Here is a 16,416-nt window from a genome sequence, read left to right as displayed (position 1 = left end):
GCCCTCAGGGGCATGCCCATCAGCAAACGCGAACAACAAGAGCACCATCATGCAAGTTGAATCCATTGATAAGCTTCTAAAATCCAGCCAGCGCGAAGGCGAGTCCGTGCGCATTCAGGGCTGGATTCGCACCCGCCGCGATTCCAAGGCCGGCCTGTCCTTTCTCGCCGTTCACGACGGCAGCTGCTTCGACCCGATTCAAGTGGTCGTGGAGTCCAACCTCAACAATTACCAGTCCGAGGTTCTGCGCCTGACCACCGGTTGCGCCGTGGATATCGAAGGCACGATCAAGCCTTCCGAAGGCCAGGGCCAGGCCATCGAGCTGCTGGCGACCCACGTCACCGTGGTCGGTTGGGTCGAGAACCCGGACACCTATCCCATGTCCCCCAAGCGCCACACTATGGAGCACCTGCGCGAGCACGCCCACCTGCGTCCTCGCACCAACGTGAGCGGCGCTGTGGCGCGGGTGCGCAACTGCATCGCCCAGGCCATCCATCGCTTTTTCCACGAGCGCGGCTTCAACTACGTGCACACACCCATCATTACCGCATCCGACTGTGAAGGTGCCGGTGAAATGTTCCGTGTGAGCACCCTGGACCAGTCCAATCTGCCGCTGACGGACAAGGGCGATGTGGACTACTCCCAGGACTTCTTTGGTGAAGAAACCTTCCTCACCGTATCCGGCCAGCTGAACGTGGAGAGCTACTGCTTGGCACTGTCCAAGGTGTACACCTTCGGCCCCACCTTTCGCGCAGAAAATTCCAACACCACCCGCCACCTGGCGGAGTTCTGGATGGTGGAGCCGGAAATTGCGTTCGCCGACCTGGCGGACTGCGCCAATCTCGCCGAAGAGATGCTGAAATACGTATTCAAGGCGGTGCTGGAAGAGCGCCCGGATGATATGACGTTCTTCGCCGAGCGTATCGACAAAGAGGCTATCAGCCGTCTGGAAAACATCATCGGCAACGATTTCGCCCGGATCAATTACTGCGAGGCCATCGAGATTCTCGAGAGGTGTGGCGAGAAGTTCGAGTTCCCGGTTTCCTGGGGCATCGACCTCGCGTCCGAGCATGAACGCTACCTGGCCGAGAAGCACTTCAAGAAGCCGGTGATCGTGCTGAACTATCCGAAGGACATCAAAGCCTTCTATATGCGTATGAACGACGACGGCAAAACCGTGGCGGCAATGGATATTCTGGCCCCGGGTATCGGTGAGATCATCGGCGGATCCCAGCGGGAAGAGCGCCTGGACAAGCTGGACGCGCGCATGGACGAGATGGACATTCCCAAGGAGCACCTGGACTGGTACCGCGACCTGCGCCGCTACGGCACCGTGCCTCACGGCGGTTTCGGCCTGGGCTTCGATCGCATCGTTTCCTACGTGACCGGCATGGGCAACATCCGCGATGTGATCCCCTTCCCGCGCACCCCGCGCAATGTGAAGTTCTGATTTTCACCTTCGCACAGCGATAAAAAAACCCGCACATTGTGCGGGTTTTTCGTTTTCACAAATCGGGATTCGTGAAATCAGGGCAGCAGGTGCGCAACCGCGTCGCGCTCTTCCGCCAGCTCTTTCTCGGTCGCAGTCATTTTCTCGCGAGAGAAATCATTGATGTCCACGCCTTGAACGATCTCCCAGTCACCGTTTTTGCAGGTTACCGGGAAGGAGTAGATCAGGCCTTCCTGGATACCGTAGGAGCCGTCGCTGTACACAGCCATGCTGGTCCAGTCGCCTTCTTTGGTGCCCAGCGCCCAATCGCGCATGTGGTCGATGGCCGCATTGGCTGCGGAAGCCGCAGAGGAAGCACCGCGCGCCTTGATGATGGCGGCACCGCGCTGCTGCACGGTCGGGATGAAGTCGGTTTCGTACCACTCTTGCTCCACTTTGCCCATGGCGTCTTCGCCATTCACCTTGGCCTGGTGCAGGTCAGGGTACTGGGTCGCAGAGTGGTTGCCCCAGATGGTCATGTGAGTGATGTCGTTCACCGTGGAATCGGTCTTGTTCGCCAGCTGGGTCAGGGCACGGTTGTGGTCCAGACGGGTCATGGCGGTGAAGTTGCGCGGATCCAGATCCGGCGCATTGCGCTGGGCGATCAGCGCGTTGGTGTTGGCGGGGTTGCCCACAACCAGCACTTTTACGTTGCGTGCAGCAACTTCGTTCAGAGCTTTGCCCTGAGCGGAGAAGATAGCCGCGTTGGCTTCCAGCAGGTCTTTGCGCTCCATACCCGGACCGCGCGGACGTGCGCCTACCAGCAGTGCGTATTCAACGTCTTTGAAGGCAACGGTAGCGTCATCGGACTGTACGATACCAGCCAGCAGCGGGAACGCGCAGTCTTCCAGCTCCATAGCCACGCCTTTCAGGGCTTCCAGTGCAGGAGTGATTTCCAGCAGCTGAAGAATGACCGGTTGATCCTTACCGAGCATCTCACCGGAAGCGATGCGAAACAGCAGCGAGTAGCTGATCTGACCGGCGGCGCCGGTAACTGCGACACGAACAGGTGCTTTCACGATTAATCTCCGTTGTTTTCAGGCGCCCGCATTATAGGGCCTTGCAAATAAATTTCATTAACCTTCGCGCGTTAACGGACCAAATCTGTCAGGCCAAATTCTTTACCGGGCCCGGATAGCGGTCTTTTAAGGTTTGATACAGCTGATTGCTGAAATTTTCTGCTGAAGCGTCCAAAGATTGAACAACTTCGGCAAGATGCTCGTTGTCTTCCCGGCCACTCCACAGTTTCTGGTAGCTGCCGTCTTTGTAGCCGTGGTCCTGGCGGAATCTGTTCAGAACGTTTTTACCCACATAGCGGCGATAAAGTTCATCGAACGGCAATTCCACGTCCGCCATCATCTGCGCGAACCCCACCAGGTCAAACTGCCTGCTCGCCAGAGTTTTCAGGGTAAAGGCTTCCAGGTTTTCGCGGAAATCACCCGCAATAGCGCGCTCGACAGAAAGCTGCTGCAGCATCTTTTCTGCAACCTGTTGCGGTGTGCCCTGCTGCAACTCCAGACTCAAACCGAAATGCCAGATATCCACGAGCTCAAGTTTGACCTGCTCCATTTCCGGTTGTTGTTTTTTCCACCACTTCCACCCGTAGTGATCCAGCAGCTCTGCGCTTTCCACCCAGATAGCCCGGTACCAGGGGAAATTCTGGGCGCGCCAGTTTTCATTCACCAGCGTGTTGATCTCGTCCTGCAGCGCCAGCATGGTCTGCAATTGGGTATACAACATAAACAGTTCTCGCTAAATCAGTCGTCCGCGCTCAAGCGGCGCGGGGGAAAAGTCGATGGAAATTTTCCGTGGTGGCTTCGGCCAGCGCTTCATAAGGAATACCACGCTGCTCGGCAATGAACTCCGCAACCTCGCGCACGTAGGCGGGAATGTTCGGTTTGCCGCGATACGGCACTGGCGCCAGATAGGGTGAGTCGGTTTCCACCAACAGCCGATCCAGCGGCACCTGTTTGGCGACGTCGCGCAGCTCTTCCGCATTCTTGAAGGTCACAATACCGGACAGGGATATGTAGTAGTTCAGATCCAACGCCGCCTTTGCCATCTCCCAACTTTCGGTGAAGCAGTGCAGTACACCGGCGTGTTCACGGCTGCCATGAGCGCGGATCAGGTCGATGGTATCTTCGCGGGCATCGCGGGTGTGAACAATGACCGGCAGCCCCACCTCACCCGCCGCCTGTAGGTGGGCAATAAAACTTTTTTGCTGAATTTCCCGGGTTTCAGTGCTGTAGTAGTAGTCAAGACCGGTTTCACCCAGCGCCACAACCCTGGGGCGCCCCGCCAGCGCTTTCAGCTTTTCAACATCCGCGAGCCCGGAATCCACGTCCAACGGGTGAACACCCACGGAGCAGACTACGTCTTCATAGCGGCTGGCAATGCGCACCACATCATCCACATTGTCGAGGCTGATACCGACACACAGGAATTTGCCCACACCGCGGCTTCGCGCGAGCGCCAACACGTCATCGAGGTCGCCATCGAATTTGTCCAGTTTGAGCCTGTCGAGGTGACAGTGCGAATCTACCAGCATGGAACCAGTCCCGTGGGTTGCGGACCGCCCCACACAACAGGCGGTCGGAGAAAGAAAGCCGGGAATTATACAGATTGGCGCCCCGGCGCGCTCGCAATCGCGCCTGGGTGTTGCTGCTAAGACAGCTGCCTCAGAGGGTGTGGGTGGGTCGGCTGGACTCGAGGGAGCCCGCCAGCAGAGTTTCTATCTTGCTCTGCGCGGTGTGCTCCTTATCACTGAACTGGATGCCAATTCCCGGCGTGCGGTTGCCCTGGGCGCCGGATGGAGTAATCCATACCACTTTCCCGGCAACCGGCAGCTTTTCCGGCTCATCCATCAGGCTGAGAAGCAGGAAAACTTCATCGCCGAGGTTGTAGCTCTTGTCGGTATTGATGAACAGGCCACCATTTTTAACGAATGGCATATAGGCCGCATACAGCACGGATTTGTCCTGGATTTTCAGTGACAGGATGCCGTTACGGGCACCGCCCCCCATACCTTTCATATTCAACCCCGCTTCACTGGTCGCAAATCCGCTGCGCCCTAAAATGATTCTGCAAACGTCTTTTTATACCCGCGGCTTCCGCTGCGGGTTGTCGCCGTAACTTACCCCGCACAGACGCTGTCTGTCTACTGGACAGAAGAATCCGACTCCATCCACAGGAATCCACCTTCTGATCAGCGGAACAGAGCCGACCAGCGGATCATCAGCTCTTCCAGCAGTAGTCGCTTGTTGGGATTGCTGTTCCCGGAAAGCAGGGCCCTGGCCTTAAGCAGCTGGTCGTAGAAGCCAAACAGACGCTGCATGCCTCCAGGCCCGGCGCCGGGCAAACGCTGCAACAACGCCATGATTTCGCGCTCCGCCGCGCTGTCGGTGCTACGCGCACGCAGCATCTGCGCCACCCAGCTTTGCCAGCATTGCAGCAGCGAATTGAGATCTGTGCCCTCCCCCGGTGTTTCCCAGCGCCCCGCCACAGTTACAGGGCTTTCATCCCCCCGAGTGAGCGCGGTAAGGTCCACGAGAAACTGCTCCCGCAGCTCGCGGGACTCGGGCTCCATCAGACTGACAGCCAGCAGTGGCGCGCCTCCCGCCAGAGTCAACGCACCGGTGGCCGCCTCCCCCTCTACGCCGCTGTCGCTCAACCAACGCAGCGACGACTGCTGCGGTGGTACCGGGAAGGCAATGGTCTGGCAACGGCTGCGGATGGTGGGCAACAGACCGGAAGGGTTGTCGGTAATCAGCAGGAAGACTACCGAACCGGAGGGTTCTTCAAGATTCTTGAGCAGAGCGTTGGCAGCGTTGACATTCATGGCCTCCGCCGGCGCAAGCCACACAACCCGGACACCCTCGCGACCACTTGTGCGGCCGACAAACTCACCCAACTGCCGTATTTGCTCGACCTTCAGCGGCCCCAGGGCTTTTTCAGGTACCACGCGGATGAAGTCCGGATGAGAGCCGGCGATGCGCAGCTGGCAGCCGCGGCATTCACCACAAGCGAGCCCGTGCCGCGGTTGATCGCACAGCAGTAGCGCAGCAAAGGCGTCCGCAAAACGCCGTTTACCGAGGCCAGGTTGGCCGCTCACCAGCAGCGCATGGGGGCACCGGCCGGCGGTCCACTGGGCGCCGAGTCTCTGCCACTGCGCCGCCTGCCAAGGCAGAGGCGACGGGATTGCCGGCTGCCGTTCTACGATGGTTTCTTCGCGCGCGGGATCAGATTTCACAGGCATGATTTACGGCGCCGCAGCAATGGTTTCGAGCACTTCAGCCAATTGCTGCTGCACTTCTGGCAGAGACATGGCAGCGTCGATGATGGCATAGCGCGACGGTGCCGCTTCGGCACGCTCGCGATAAGCGGCACGCACTTTTTCAAAAAATGCCAGTTGCTCGCTTTCAAAGCGATCGGCTTCGCCAGTGGCGGCCGCTCGCTGCAGACCGATTGCCGGATCAAGGTCCAGCAGCAGAACGCAGTCCGGGCGCAGGTCGCCCTGCACTGTCTGCTCAAGCTCCGCGATCAGTGCGCGGTCCAGCCCGCGACCACCGCCCTGATAGGCGTATGTCGCATCGGTAAAACGATCACACACTACCCACTTGCCGGCCGCCAGTGCCGGCAGTATAACGCGGCTCAGATGCTGTGCGCGGGCGGCAAACACCATCAGCAATTCCGCCGCGGGGTCGACCACTTCTTCGCGCTTTTCCAGCAGCAGTGTGCGCAGCTGCTCCGCCAGAGGTGTGCCGCCAGGCTCACGGGTCTGGATGAAATCAATACCACGCGCCTCCAGCCACTGGGTAATAAAACGCAGATTGGTGGATTTGCCCACACCCTCTCCCCCTTCCAGGGTGATGAATTTGCCTCTGGGTAAATCTGTCATGGTTTTTTCATTGAGCCTGTTGTGCGTGCGCACCGAATTGTTCTGTTGTTTTACCGCGTCGGTTCTTCATTCGCGATTCTGGGTTTCCGCGGGTGCCGACCGATAATCCGAGCGGCGCTTCAGCTGGTACTCCTGAACAGCGCGGTTGTGGTCTGAAAGCGTCGAAGAAAAATGGTGCGAACCGTCGCCCTTGGCGACGAAGTACAGAGAGTCACCGGCTTTCGGATTCAGTGCCGCATGTATTGCCTCCCGTCCCGGGAGTGCTATCGGCGTCGGAGGCATACCGCTGATCACATACGTGTTGTAGGGCGTAATTGCACGCAAATCCGCCCGCCGCAGATTGCCATCGTAACCTTCCCCCATTCCATAAATCACAGTAGGGTCCGTCTGCAAGCGCATATTCTTGTTCAGCCGGCGTACAAACACCCCGGCAATTTCGTCCCGCTCCCAAGGCACACCGGTTTCCTTCTCCACGATAGAGGCCATAATGAGTGCGTCATAGGGATCTTTGTAGGGAAGATTTTCTGCGCGCCGTTGCCACTCTTCCTCCAGAACAATCTCCATGCGCTGATACGCTTGACGCAGAAGGTCAAGATCGGAGGAACCGGAACGGTACACATAAGTGTCGGGGAAAATTCGGCCTTCCGGGTTGCCTTCAATGCCGAGTGCGGCAGCGGCGGCGGCCACGCTTTCGCCAGCGGCTGTCGCTTTTATCCGTGTGGCGTTGCGGATCTGTGCCAGGGCCTGCTGGAACGTCCAACCTTCCACCAGCGTTACCCGATAACGGGTGACATCGCCTCGATGTAAACGTGCCACCAGATCCATGGCGTTGCTGCCTGCGGGGACCATATATTCCCCCGGATGAATACTGCTCTGCTCCTTCAGCCGGGCATATATCCGCACCCAGATCGGTGAATGCACCACACCCTCGTCGTGCAGCCGCGAGAGAACACGGGAGAGATTACTGCCGTTTTCCACATCCATTCGCATTCCGTCCGGCGGCAGCGGCAAGGGTTTTACCAGCGCACTCTGCGCGGACCATAAGGCAGCGGCTGCACCTACAAAAGCGAGAAAAAAAATAAACAGAAATCCACGCAGCCAGGAATTCAAACCTCGCCCACCCGCATTGCTGCGCTTCACTTTTGCGTTCGTTGTTTTCTTCTTCTTTTCTATCACGGTGCCTCTACCATAATTTTTCGGCAATCGATTGCTGCAAAGCCCTTGTCGCAGGGCCGAAGGCGAACGGCTGTAATCGTTGGGACGGTGAGTTCAAAAGCCCCACAACCGGTACCACACCGCGCACGCTGTTACACACTGCCAGCTCGTCTGCTTGCTGCAAATCTTCCATCCGCAGGCGATCTTCGCCGATTTCCGCATGACCAGCCAGCCACTCGAGCATTACCCCCCTCACCCCGCAGTCAGAGAGGTCCGGAGTTACCCAGCGGCCCCTTCGATACAGCAACAGATTGCAGCGCAGCGTTTCGACCACATGGCCGTGGCAGTCAAAAAGCAATCCTTCCGCTAACGCCCTCCCAGGCAAGGAGCCCGGTAATTCCTTTGCCGCGCGATCGTACAGACTGCGTTGCAGTAATTTACAGCCAGTGACAGCGGCGGGCGTATCACTACTTCTCGTTTCCACGACACCCGCGGAGGTAAATGGAGAATGGGAGACTTCCGGTTGATGGAGTGTCTCACACCGGATCAGGTTAACCCCGCGATCCCATGGAGAAACCCGTTCAAGTGGTACCGCAGACACATCCCAGTAGATAGCCCCCCGCCAAACACCATAGCGAAAACGCATGCGTGCACCGAAAGGCCATTCCTCGGTGCTCCCGGCAACATTCTCCGCAGCGGTTTTGACCAAAGAAAGCAAAGAAGGATCCACAGAAGCGCAGCGGCCAAAGCGGCTCAGGTGCAGCGGCAATAGTGGAATCGTGCCTTTGTCGGCACGCATGGTTTCCAGCAAGCCACTGGAGAACTCGTCGTCGTCCGGCAGGGAACTCTGACGGCCCAGGGAAGAAAGCGACAGAGGCACTGGGTGAATCACAACGTCGGATAAGCGGCGCGGGTGCGACCGGCAACAGTCGCACCCGCGGCTTCCGATAATGTCAGGGAAGGCATCAGACCCGCTGAAAGATCAGCGAGCCATTGGTGCCACCAAATCCGAAGGAGTTGGACAGCACTGCATCGATCTTCATTTCCTGCGCGGTATGAGGCACCAGGTTCACCCCAGTACAATTCTCATCGACGTTGTCTAGGTTGATGGTGGGCGGTGCGATCTGATCCTTCAGTGCCATCACCGAGAAAATCGCCTCGATGGCACCGGCGGCGCCCAGCAGGTGACCGGTCATGGATTTTGTGGAGCTCACTGCGAGCTGATCCAGACACCCTTCAAACACCGAGCGCACTGCAGCAATTTCCGCTTTGTCGCCCAGCGGAGTGGAAGTGCCGTGTGCATTGATGTAGTGGATCGCAGATGCCTCAAGACCTGCATCTTTCAGTGCATTGGCCATGGACAGCGCAGCACCGGCGCCGTCTTCGGGAGGGGATGTCATATGATGTGCATCGCCGCTCATGCCGAAGCCGCTCAGCTCCGCGTAGATTTTCGCTCCGCGGGCTTTCGCATGCTCGTACTCTTCAAGTACCAGTACACCGGCGCCCTCACCCAGCACGAAACCGTCGCGATCTTTATCCCAGGGGCGACTGGCCGCTTGCGGATTGTCATTGCGGGTTGAGAGAGCGCGCGCCGCACAGAAACCACCAAGGCCAACAGGTGTGGTCACCATCTCGGCGCCGCCACACACCATGACGTCTGCATCACCGTACTGAATAGTGCGCAGGCCAAGACCAATCGCATGGGTGCCGGTGGTACATGCAGTGGTAGTGGAAAGGTTGGGGCCTTTCATACCGTATTTGATCGACAGATTACCGGACACCATGTTGATGATGGCACCGGGAACAAAGAATGGAGAAACCCGACGCGGGCCTTTTTCCGCGATCAGAAGGGCATTGTCTTCGATCGCCGCAATACCTCCCATCCCGGAGCCGATACAGGCGCCAATACGCTCAGCGTTGGCGTCGGTCACTTGCAAACCCGAGTTTTCAACCGCCTGAACCGCGGCACTGAGGCCATACTGCAAAAACATGTCCATTTTGCGCGCTTCTTTCTGCGCGACATGAGGTTCGGGGTCGAAGTTTTTAACCGTTGCGGCAAACCGGGTACTGAACGCCGACACATCAAAAGTATCAATCGGCACTACGCCGCTGGTACCGGCCAACAAGGCGGTCCAGGTATCTTCAAGGGTATTTCCCAGTGGGCTGACTGCGCCCATCCCGGTAATAACAACTCTTCTACGCGACACTTGCGTCTCCCCCGAAATCAATCAAACACGCCGGAAACTAAACTGTTTATGCCGGTCGCTATTTTACAAGGTTCCAATAGACGGAGAGCCGCGCTATGTAACATAGAACGGCTCTCACAGTACTTCAGTAACGGGTAATACTACCCCTTACCTGAGCTATCCAGCTGGGATCAACCGAGGTTCTGGTTGATGTAATCGATGGCCAGCTGAACAGTGGTGATTTTTTCTGCTTCTTCGTCAGGAATCTCAGTTTCGAATTCCTCTTCCAAAGCCATTACCAGCTCAACTGTGTCGAGGGAGTCAGCGCCCAGATCTTCAACAAAGGATGCTTCAGGTTTTACATCTTCTTCCTTCACGCCCAGTTGTTCAGCAACGATCTTTTTTACGCGCTCTTCAATGCTGCTCATGATTCAATTTAACTCCTAGTGGATAAAAATCTGATTTGGCCGCTGTTTAAAAGTTGCCCACTTCATGTGGTAATTCAGCAACCGGCTAACACAGCTTATGGTTAATGCGAGGCGGCATTGTACCCTGATTTTTTCGGGATGTAATGCACCGCCTCCCAGCAACCCTTGAATGATAAATTTTTCTTTACCAATCAATCAGTTATGGTGATTTTTTCGAAAAAAAATCACCCCATATACATGCCGCCATTCACGTGAATGGTCTCTCCAGTCACATAGCCGCCGGCGTCACTGGCCAAAAATGCGACAACGGAAGCAATCTCTTCCGGCGCACCCAAGCGGCCCAGTGGAATCTTGCCCATAAGCGCTTCGCGCTGGGCTTCCGGCAGCACTTTAGTCATGTCGGTATCGATAAAACCCGGTGCAACGGTATTGACGGTAATTCCCCGGGAACCCACTTCCGCCGCGAGCGCGCGCGCAAAGCCCGCTACACCGGCCTTTGTAGCAGCGTAGTTGCTCTGACCGGGATTGCCCATACTGCCCACCACTGAGCTGATATTGATGATGCGACCCCAGCGCGCCTTGGTCATATCCCGCAGACAGTTCTTGGTTACACGGTAGACGGCGGTAAGGTTGGTGTTAAGCACCGAATCCCACTCGTCGTCTTTCATGCGCATCAACAGATTGTCCTGAGTGATCCCGGCATTGTTGACAAGAATAGTGGGCGCGCCGAACTCCGCTTTTATAGAATCCAGAACATTGGCCACGCTGTCCGGACTGGTGACGTCCAGCTCCTTGCCAGCACCCTTAACGCCCTTCTCCGCGAAGCGCGCAGAAATTTTTTCAGCGCCTGCGGCACTGGTTGCAGTGCCAATCACGGTAGCGCCCTGCGCACCCAACAGGTCCGCAATGGCGGCTCCAATACCGCGGCTGGCACCGGTAACCAGAGCCACCTTGCCTTCGAGCGAAGTTGAAAAAGTCATAATTTCTCCCGTTCGCCAGTGCGTCACACCAACTGCCACCCGACAGTATCGCGACGAACAAGCTTGGTTTTATTGTGCGGTGGATTTTACGGCTTCAGTCAACTGTGCCGGTGTTTCGATATTGTGCGCGACAAGATTGCGATCGATTCGCTTCGCCAAACCGGCAAGTACCTTGCCGGGACCGCATTCGACCAATTGCTCGATACCAGCCGCCGTCATGGCCTGAACACACTCAGTCCAGCGCACAGGGCTATAGATCTGCTCCACCATCAGCGACTTGATCGCCGCCGGATCGGCTTCGGATGTTGCGTGCACATTGTGGATGACAGGTACTTGCGGCGCGAGGAAAGTAGTCGCCTCAATCTGTGGCGCCAGCTTCTCCGCCGCTGGGCGCATCAGCTCGGTATGAAAAGGCGCGCTGACAGGCAAAGGCAAGGCGCGTTTTGCTCCCGCGGCCTTACAGGCTTCAATGGCGCGCTCAACAGCAGCCGCACTGCCAGCAATCACCACCTGGCCAGGAGAGTTGTAGTTCACCGCCGCCACGACCGCCCCTTGAGCGGCCTCCGCACAGGCACTTTCCACTGCAGGATCGTCAAGACCGATAACGGCCGCCATAGCGCCCTCTCCGGCAGGAACAGCTTCCTGCATCAGACGGCCGCGTTCACGCACCAGGCGTACCGCGTCCTCAAACGCCAGCACACCGGCACAGACCAGCGCAGACCATTCGCCGAGACTATGGCCCGCCATCATTGCCGGCTTCACACCGCCCTGCGCAAGCCACACGCGATATAACGCGACGCTCGCCGTCAACAGTAGAGGCTGGGTGCGTTCAGTAAGATTGATGTCTTCCTGAGTACCGTTCTGGACAAGATCCCACAGATCGTAGCCAAGCACGGCGGAAGCCTCGGAAAAGGTTGCGTTGATTTCCGGGAAAGATTCAGCCGCTTCCGCCAGCATACCGATCTGCTGGGAACCCTGGCCGGGAAATACAAACGCTAAAACTGGATTGGTCATGGAACATCCTTCAACCAAATAAGTGGAGCCTTAACTGGGTGGGTCTGGAAGCGGACGACACAGCCCAGCGCGCAAACTCAGTCGCACCCTGCCTGGCGCTGTGCCTGCAGCGCCATAGCTCCGCCAATCTGTTGCGCCAGATCTGACTCTGCGCACTCTTTCGCTGTGAGCATGGCGCGGTAAAACGCCTCGCTACTGGCTCCGCCATGACTCTTGATGACATTGCCTTCCAGCCCCAAAAAGCTGGCGCCATTATAACGACCGGGTTCTAGCTGTGCGCGCCATTTTCGCAACAGATTTATGGCTAATTGGCCAAAAAAACGCTTGATCGGCGCCTTTTTGTCGATTGTAAATGTCTTTTGACCAATTAGTCGTATGACACCCTCAGCGGACTTCATCGCCACATTGCCCATCAGGCCATTGCACACCACCACGTCGACAATGCCAGTGAAAATATCGTGCCCTTCCACAAACCCCACGTAGTTGATGCCCGGGGCCGCCTGTAGCAACTGTCCGGCGCGGCGAATCTCTTCGGTCCCCTTGTGCTCCTCGGCGCCGATATTCAGCAGCGCGACGGTGAGGTCGGCCTTACCGGAAAAAACCCTCTGGGCCTCCAAGCCCATACGTGCAAACTGCAGCAGATCTTCAGCACTGCAGTCGATATTGGCACCGAGATCAAGCAGGAAGCAGGTGCCATTTTCTGTTGGCAGCGATTTCCCCAGCGCCGGGCGGCGCACCCCCTCAACAGTGCCGAGAATACTGCGACCCAGCGCCAGCAGCGCCCCAGTATTACCGGATGTGACCATGGCGCCGCAGTCGCCACTGGCAACAGCTTCCAGCGCCTTCGCCATAGAAGACTCTCGCTTGTGCCGCAGCGCCTGCACCGGGTTGCAGCCTTGAGTAATCACCTGGGAACAGTCAACCACCTCGAGACGTTCACGCACCGAGGGCGGCTCTTTGAGCAGAAGGGTTTGCAGCTGGGAGCGGGGGCCAAACAGTTTCAGTTCTGCCTGGGGAAAGCGGATGAGGAATCTTGCGCAGGCCGGAACGACAGAGCGGGGACCTAAGTCCCCGCCCATCGCATCCACGGCCAATCGTAATTGGCTGGACAAAACTTACTCTTCTTCGGAAGAGCCGCCGACATCAATCACTTTGCGACCACGGTAGAAACCGTCTTTGGTCACGTGGTGACGGTGGTGCTTCTCACCGGTAGTCGGATCTACGGACAGAGTCGGTCCGCTCAGCGCATCGTGAGAACGACGCATGCCGCGACGGGAACGGGTTTTTTTGTTCTGCTGAACAGCCATTTGGTGCTCCTAAACATAACTAACAGTTAACACCGGAACCGGGGCGCCTACCGGCGAGCCCAAACCCTTCAAACATCCCTCGAGACCAACGCTCAAGACTTGTTTGACGAACCCTTCAACTGTTCCAGTACTTTAAAGGGGTTTTCCTGTTGCTCCACCGCTTCCGACGCCTTGCCACTATGAAACTCGTCCCGCGAGACGCATTCCTCTTCGTGATAGGCAACCATTGGCAAGTTGAGCAAAATTTCATCTTCCAACACCTGATACAAATCCAGCTCATCGCCTTCCTGTATCACCGGATCCAAAGACCGGGGTAGATTTTTCCCCTGCTCTTCAGACCACACAAAGCCCCATGCAATATCCGCTTCAATCTGCTCGCGAACTGGTTGCAGACAGCGCTGACAGGTCAGCTCCACTTGCAGCTCAACATGGCCGGTGGCTATCTGGTTGCGCTGCAGATCCCGGGCAAAGGCCAAGGTGACTGCAACGTCGCCAACCACCGACTCCGCGGAAGATACCAGTCGCGGCAATGCATCCCGCGGCACCGTACCTTCCAGTTGCTGCTCGCGCTGCACCAGTTTTCGGGCGTCTATGCGGCGCGGAAGCGCAGATTTCTGGGGGGGTATCGACATAAGCGCGCAATTCTATGGACTCACCTGAGCCTTGTCAAAACAATTCAGCCAACGCATGATCAGCGCCCAATCCCCCTATGCCACGCCGGTCTCCCGCCGGATACCCGATCCGAACACCAAGCCAGAAACTCAACTCATGCGCCAACTGATTCTAGCCTCAAGCTCTCCCTATCGCCGCGCCCTACTCGCAAAGCTGGGCATCCCATTCGATTGCGCAGCGCCTTATATAAAGGAAGAAGCATTACCCGGTGAGTCGGCCGCAACACTCGCCAGCCGCCTGGCAACGGAAAAAGCACTTGCACTGACCGCGCAATTCCCCGGCGCCCTGATCATCGGCTCGGATCAGGTAGCGGAATGCGACGGACAACTGCTCGGAAAGCCCGGCAATACGGAAAATGCCATCGCGCAACTCCGGCTCTGCGCCGGGCGAAAGGTCAACTTCCACACAGGCCTCTGCCTCGCAGACGCCCTGAGCGGCAAACACAGCACACTGTGTGAAACCTTCAGCGTGCACTTCCGCAACCTGAGCCCGGAAGAGATTCGACGCTACGTCGAGCTCGATCAACCACTCGATTGCGCAGGATCCTTTAAAGCCGAAGGCTTAGGCATCGCTTTATTCGAAAAAATGGAAGGGAATGATCCCAATACTCTGATCGGACTCCCATTAATACGACTGATTGACCTACTCAGGCAGCACCAACTCGACCCACTCAGCCGCACATCAAGTTGACACCGCCAGCGCTGCGACACGGTGCGAGGCGTCCTCGCCACACCCTCGCACAGCGCAACACGGATTGTCACGCCCGCCGCAGATTGCCCAGCACTGCCTCAAGCTCCGCAGGCAGCGGCGCCGTGACATCCACTCTTTTACCGTCTGGCAAAGTACATTTCACGCCTGCGGAATGCAGAAACAGGCGCCTCAACCCCAGATCGCGAAAGGCGCTGTTCACCTCATCCGGCGTGTACTTGGCATCGCCAGCCAGAGGGCAACCCACAAACTGTGCATGCACGCGGATCTGGTGGGTGCGCCCGGTCACTGGCTCGGTGGACATCAGGGTTGCCCCATTAAAGCGCTCCTCAACCTGGAATCGGGTTGTCGACGGCTTGCCCTCGCCATCTACTACCACCATACGCTCACCACTTTTCAGCGTATTTTTCTTCAGCGGCGCCTCAACCAGCTTGCGCCCACGGGGCCACTTGCCCGCCGCCAGCGCCAGGTAGGATTTACCCAACTTGCCAGCGCGAAGCTCAGATTGGATATGCAGCAGGACCGCCCGTTTGCGCGCCACCAGAATGGCACCGCTGGTGTCGCGATCAAGACGGTGCACAAGCTCCATAAATGGACTCTCTGGATACATCTGCCGTAGCGCCTCAATCAACCCCAGGCGCACGCCGCTGCCACCATGCACCGCAAGCCCGGCGGGCTTGTTAACCACCAGCAGGCCGCCTTCATCAAACAGAATCGCACTCTCCAGCACCCTGCGCAGCGCTTCTCCAGCCACCGCCGGCACAGACTCCTCGGCCATACGAATCGGCGGCACCCGCACCAGATCACCACCCTGCAGCCGATACTCCGCCTTCACCCTTCCTTTATTTACCCGCACCTCGCCCTTGCGCAGAATCCGGTAGATGCGCGAGCGCGGCACACCCTTGAGGCGTGCCTGCAGAAAATTGTCTATGCGCTGCCCCGCCAACTCTTCGGGGACAGTAAAAAATTGCACACCGGAGCCCTGGGGCGATGGCGACTGATCAGTACTCATGAGGGAACGGGCGACCTGGGAAGTAAAAACGGGAGGGTTACTGCTTACCGGGCGCATGATAGCTCCATGCCCTGCCCTTTTAAAGCGCCGCAATTGAAGCAGGAAATACCCCGTGGTATATTCGGCCGGCCTGTATTGGGGCTGGTTTTCGGCGGTGCACGGTTTTTCTGCTATACAAAACTCAGGTGCCGCTCTTGAGAAAATACCGCCAATCGGGCCGGTGCGCGGAAAACCGCGTTATCAACAAAACTCTGTCGGCAAGACACTTCGAGAGCGCGTCGAAAGGCTTATCGAAAGATAGCGTCAAAGGGACCAGGCTAAAGAAGCCACTCCTGAAGCTCTCGCCGACCTGACCCCGTCGACACGGGATTTTTGCGAAGGTAAGACGGGCTGACGCCCGCAGCGCTTGGAACAAACTCGATTCGTTACATCTCGCTCCGAGAACGATCCGCCAGCGACCGAACTGGCCCCCGGCCTCTGCAACGATGCCCAATGCCATCCTTGCACCGCCGGTAACAACTAGATATGACCATCAGGGCCCAGCCACGAGCCGGCCCCGGAGCCAGAA

At 57.6% G+C, this 16,416-nt stretch carries 18 protein-coding genes; 2 read left to right on the top strand and 16 right to left on the bottom strand.

From position 1 onward, the window contains the following. The first annotated feature begins 49 nt into the window (after positions 1-49). Positions 50-1,450: an asparagine--tRNA ligase gene (gene asnS, locus GNX18_RS04725; protein WP_166215703.1), complete on the top strand. Its 1,401-nt coding sequence runs from the start codon at positions 50-52 to the stop codon at positions 1,448-1,450. Positions 1,451-1,527: 77 nt separating this feature from the next. On the opposite strand, the gene GNX18_RS04720 is transcribed toward asnS, so the two are convergent. The 15 genes from GNX18_RS04720 to GNX18_RS04650 form a co-directional block, all read right to left on the bottom strand. Next, positions 1,528-2,508 carry a malate dehydrogenase gene (locus tag GNX18_RS04720; protein ID WP_166215700.1) on the bottom strand — a complete coding sequence of 327 codons (981 nt, stop codon included), beginning with the start codon at positions 2,506-2,508 and terminating at the stop codon, positions 1,528-1,530. Between the two features lie 88 nt (positions 2,509-2,596). Continuing rightward, positions 2,597-3,229 carry a dUTP diphosphatase gene (locus GNX18_RS04715; RefSeq protein ID WP_166215698.1) on the bottom strand — a complete coding sequence of 211 codons (633 nt, stop codon included), beginning with the start codon at positions 3,227-3,229 and terminating at the stop codon, positions 2,597-2,599. Between the two features lie 31 nt (positions 3,230-3,260). Then, positions 3,261-4,037 carry a TatD family hydrolase gene (locus tag GNX18_RS04710; protein WP_166215696.1) on the bottom strand — a complete coding sequence of 259 codons (777 nt, stop codon included), beginning with the start codon at positions 4,035-4,037 and terminating at the stop codon, positions 3,261-3,263. Positions 4,038-4,167: 130 nt separating this feature from the next. Beyond that, the gene (locus GNX18_RS04705) at positions 4,168-4,521 is read right to left on the bottom strand and encodes a PilZ domain-containing protein (protein ID WP_138236250.1); all 354 of its coding nucleotides are present in this window, start codon (positions 4,519-4,521) and stop codon (positions 4,168-4,170) included. 173 nt (positions 4,522-4,694) lie between these two features. Further along, positions 4,695-5,744, bottom strand: a complete 1,050-nt coding sequence (locus GNX18_RS04700; RefSeq protein WP_166215694.1) for a DNA polymerase III subunit delta' — start codon at positions 5,742-5,744, stop codon at positions 4,695-4,697. A 3-nt stretch (positions 5,745-5,747) separates the two neighbouring features. Continuing rightward, positions 5,748-6,386, bottom strand: coding sequence for a dTMP kinase (gene tmk, locus GNX18_RS04695; RefSeq protein WP_138236248.1), 639 nt, complete (start codon positions 6,384-6,386; stop codon positions 5,748-5,750). 66 nt (positions 6,387-6,452) lie between these two features. After that, positions 6,453-7,526 carry an endolytic transglycosylase MltG gene (mltG, locus tag GNX18_RS04690; RefSeq protein ID WP_240914237.1) on the bottom strand — a complete coding sequence of 358 codons (1,074 nt, stop codon included), beginning with the start codon at positions 7,524-7,526 and terminating at the stop codon, positions 6,453-6,455. Between the two features lie 43 nt (positions 7,527-7,569). Beyond that, positions 7,570-8,421: an aminotransferase class IV gene (locus GNX18_RS04685; protein WP_138236246.1), complete on the bottom strand. Its 852-nt coding sequence runs from the start codon at positions 8,419-8,421 to the stop codon at positions 7,570-7,572. A gap of 85 nt (positions 8,422-8,506) precedes the next feature. After that, positions 8,507-9,748, bottom strand: coding sequence for a beta-ketoacyl-ACP synthase II (fabF, locus tag GNX18_RS04680; RefSeq protein WP_166215690.1), 1,242 nt, complete (start codon positions 9,746-9,748; stop codon positions 8,507-8,509). 170 nt (positions 9,749-9,918) lie between these two features. Further along, positions 9,919-10,155 (bottom strand): acyl carrier protein, encoded by a 237-nt coding sequence (gene acpP / locus GNX18_RS04675; RefSeq protein ID WP_010130751.1) that lies wholly within the window; start codon positions 10,153-10,155, stop codon positions 9,919-9,921. Positions 10,156-10,379: 224 nt separating this feature from the next. Continuing rightward, positions 10,380-11,135 (bottom strand): 3-oxoacyl-ACP reductase FabG, encoded by a 756-nt coding sequence (fabG, locus tag GNX18_RS04670; RefSeq protein WP_166215688.1) that lies wholly within the window; start codon positions 11,133-11,135, stop codon positions 10,380-10,382. A 69-nt stretch (positions 11,136-11,204) separates the two neighbouring features. Next, a complete protein-coding gene (gene fabD, locus GNX18_RS04665; RefSeq protein ID WP_138236243.1) occupies positions 11,205-12,149 on the bottom strand; it encodes an ACP S-malonyltransferase in 945 nt (314 codons plus the stop codon). Between the two features lie 77 nt (positions 12,150-12,226). Next, positions 12,227-13,261: a phosphate acyltransferase PlsX gene (gene plsX, locus GNX18_RS04660; RefSeq protein WP_166215686.1), complete on the bottom strand. Its 1,035-nt coding sequence runs from the start codon at positions 13,259-13,261 to the stop codon at positions 12,227-12,229. A 3-nt stretch (positions 13,262-13,264) separates the two neighbouring features. Then, positions 13,265-13,456 (bottom strand): 50S ribosomal protein L32, encoded by a 192-nt coding sequence (gene rpmF, locus GNX18_RS04655; RefSeq protein WP_043316110.1) that lies wholly within the window; start codon positions 13,454-13,456, stop codon positions 13,265-13,267. A 92-nt stretch (positions 13,457-13,548) separates the two neighbouring features. Continuing rightward, the gene (locus GNX18_RS04650; protein ID WP_166215684.1) at positions 13,549-14,088 is read right to left on the bottom strand and encodes a YceD family protein; all 540 of its coding nucleotides are present in this window, start codon (positions 14,086-14,088) and stop codon (positions 13,549-13,551) included. A 31-nt stretch (positions 14,089-14,119) separates the two neighbouring features. Here GNX18_RS04650 and GNX18_RS04645 point away from each other — a divergent pair, with 31 nt between their 5' ends. Beyond that, complete coding sequence (locus GNX18_RS04645) at positions 14,120-14,818, top strand: nucleoside triphosphate pyrophosphatase (protein ID WP_371808085.1); 699 nt, start codon at positions 14,120-14,122, stop codon at positions 14,816-14,818. Positions 14,819-14,885: 67 nt separating this feature from the next. Here the strand turns inward: GNX18_RS04645 and rluC are convergent, their stop codons facing one another. Continuing rightward, positions 14,886-15,848 carry a 23S rRNA pseudouridine(955/2504/2580) synthase RluC gene (rluC, locus tag GNX18_RS04640; RefSeq protein ID WP_166215682.1) on the bottom strand — a complete coding sequence of 321 codons (963 nt, stop codon included), beginning with the start codon at positions 15,846-15,848 and terminating at the stop codon, positions 14,886-14,888. Between the last annotated feature and the right edge of the window lie 568 nt (positions 15,849-16,416).

The sequence above is a fragment of the Microbulbifer sp. SH-1 genome (assembly GCF_011326135.1).
GTDB lineage: Bacteria > Pseudomonadota > Gammaproteobacteria > Pseudomonadales > Cellvibrionaceae > Microbulbifer > Microbulbifer harenosus.
Note: the sequence above shows the minus strand (reverse complement) of the source record. Positions and strands in the feature narration are given on the sequence as shown.

Excerpts from the sequence above, each read along its gene's own strand:
- asnS (WP_166215703.1), top strand. The coding sequence starts at position 50 with ATGCAAGTTGAATCCATTGATAAGCTTCTAAAATCCAGCCAGCGCGAA.
- GNX18_RS04715 (WP_166215698.1), bottom strand. The coding sequence starts at position 3,229 with ATGTTGTATACCCAATTGCAGACCATGCTGGCGCTGCAGGACGAGATC.
- GNX18_RS04710 (WP_166215696.1), bottom strand. The coding sequence starts at position 4,037 with ATGCTGGTAGATTCGCACTGTCACCTCGACAGGCTCAAACTGGACAAA.
- GNX18_RS04705 (WP_138236250.1), bottom strand. The coding sequence starts at position 4,521 with ATGAAAGGTATGGGGGGCGGTGCCCGTAACGGCATCCTGTCACTGAAA.
- GNX18_RS04700 (WP_166215694.1), bottom strand. The coding sequence starts at position 5,744 with ATGCCTGTGAAATCTGATCCCGCGCGCGAAGAAACCATCGTAGAACGG.
- tmk (WP_138236248.1), bottom strand. The coding sequence starts at position 6,386 with ATGACAGATTTACCCAGAGGCAAATTCATCACCCTGGAAGGGGGAGAG.
- acpP (WP_010130751.1), bottom strand. The coding sequence starts at position 10,155 with ATGAGCAGCATTGAAGAGCGCGTAAAAAAGATCGTTGCTGAACAACTG.
- fabG (WP_166215688.1), bottom strand. The coding sequence starts at position 11,135 with ATGACTTTTTCAACTTCGCTCGAAGGCAAGGTGGCTCTGGTTACCGGT.
- fabD (WP_138236243.1), bottom strand. The coding sequence starts at position 12,149 with ATGACCAATCCAGTTTTAGCGTTTGTATTTCCCGGCCAGGGTTCCCAG.
- rpmF (WP_043316110.1), bottom strand. The coding sequence starts at position 13,456 with ATGGCTGTTCAGCAGAACAAAAAAACCCGTTCCCGTCGCGGCATGCGT.
- GNX18_RS04650 (WP_166215684.1), bottom strand. The coding sequence starts at position 14,088 with ATGTCGATACCCCCCCAGAAATCTGCGCTTCCGCGCCGCATAGACGCC.
- rluC (WP_166215682.1), bottom strand. The coding sequence starts at position 15,848 with ATGAGTACTGATCAGTCGCCATCGCCCCAGGGCTCCGGTGTGCAATTT.